A 1,683-nucleotide genomic window follows, 5' to 3' on the forward strand; every position below is an offset into this window, starting at 1 on the left:
CATGGTGTGGGCGTTTTGATTAAGCGTTAGAAACTAAATCATGCCAGAAATGGGCGCCCACCCCCACCTTTTCGCTTGCGCTGCCAAGCAATTTTCATCCGTTCCGCTAGTTTTGCAAGAGGCTCGCGTGCTACGCCTAAGGCAGGGAAGAAAGGGCGCCGTCGATGCGACACCTGTTAAGTGGATAGGGTTTAAGGCGCAGTGGAACGGAAAATCGGGTTAAGCCGAGGGAAGCGCGCTTTCGTACGCGTCAACTGACCCGCCGATAGGCGTAGACTTGTACCTCCGGTCCTAATAAGAGGGGGGTATATGAAGCTATCGCAATTTATTCTGAGCCATCTGGACGAAATTCTCGGGGAATGGGAGGCATTTGCACGTTCACTATCCAAACCAGGAGATCCGGTGCCGGTCTCGGAGCTGCAAGATCATGCGCGACAAATGTTACAAGCCATCGCAGCTGATATGAATACAGTCGAAAGCGAAAAACAGAAAAAAGCAAAATCAATCGCCGGGGTTTCGCAAGTCCATGCAAGCAAGAGTGCGGCCTCCACTCACGGAGCGCTGCGTCAGCTCAGCGGGTTCACTATGCCTGAAGTCACAGCCGAGTTCCGCGCAATGAGAGCAAGTGTCTTGCGACTGTGGATGGTTAAATCGACGCGGGCCTCAAAAGAAAAAACCGATGAAATCCTGCGCTTCAATGAAGCAATTGACCAAGCTCTACAAGACTCCGCAAGCCGATTTTCTGAACAAAGCAATCGTACTCGCGATACTTTTCTGGCCATTCTTGGACACGATTTACGAAGTCCGCTCGCCACCATGACAATGGCCGGTGCGTTTTTGGTTCGACCAACTATTGATCAAGCGAATGCTATTCAGATCGGCGCAAGAGTTTCCCGAAGTGCTGCAACGATGACGACGATGGTGAATGATCTTTTGGAGTACGCGAGAACCCAGCTGGGTGGGGCCATTCCTATCCGTCCGGTTCTTGCCGATATCGTAGAGATTTGTCAGTCAGCCCTAGACGACGCCTCAGCAGCTCATCCAGATTGCGTGTTCCAATTGGACGCAGAGGGTGAACGCATCGGCGAATACGATGCTCCTCGCCTCACGCAAGTTTTTTCAAACCTGTTGAACAACGCCGCTCAATACAAGGGTGAAAAGCATCCGGTTACGATCTCCGCCTGTGGGGATAAAGACTCCACGGTCATCCAAGTTAAAAATTTTGGACCGGAAATTCCGCGGGCCTCATTAGTATCAATTTTCGATCCTTTAGTTCAGCTTTCAGTTGAAAACGACCAGAAAGGGCCTCTCTCAACAAGCTTGGGACTTGGCCTCTTTATTGCCAGGGAAATCACCACATCCCATGGCGGAACTATAAAAGTTGAATCAAGCACTGAGGACGGGACGATTTTTACAGTGCGTCTTCCCCCCAAGAGTCCCGATGGCGGGAGTAAGGAAATAAACGGAAATTATTGCTAGAAACCGAACCACTTGGAGGGAATTTTAGGCTGTGCGGCCTTACCCATCTGCATCGTGTCAATCTGAAGTACGCTTCAACCCATCACGTTATACACAACTCCGAACTCCCTGTCGCCATGACGAGAAAACCCGTTAACATTCAAGGAGTTACAGCCGCCACTTGTAAACTGTAGCGAAATGGCGTTTACTCTTGCCTTTTGGACG

Annotated in this window: 1 protein-coding gene; it reads left to right on the forward strand. The window is 50.5% G+C overall.

Translation table 11 applies throughout. The features are described from left to right. Positions 1-309 precede the first annotated feature (309 nt). Positions 310-1,479 carry a sensor histidine kinase gene (locus tag F2P44_RS34165; protein ID WP_167094514.1) on the forward strand — a complete coding sequence of 390 codons (1,170 nt, stop codon included), beginning with the start codon at positions 310-312 and terminating at the stop codon, positions 1,477-1,479. The last annotated feature ends 204 nt before the right edge of the window (positions 1,480-1,683 follow it).

This window comes from Massilia frigida (genome assembly GCF_011682175.1).
In the GTDB taxonomy this organism is placed as follows: Bacteria; Pseudomonadota; Gammaproteobacteria; order Burkholderiales; family Burkholderiaceae_D; genus Telluria_A; species Telluria_A frigida.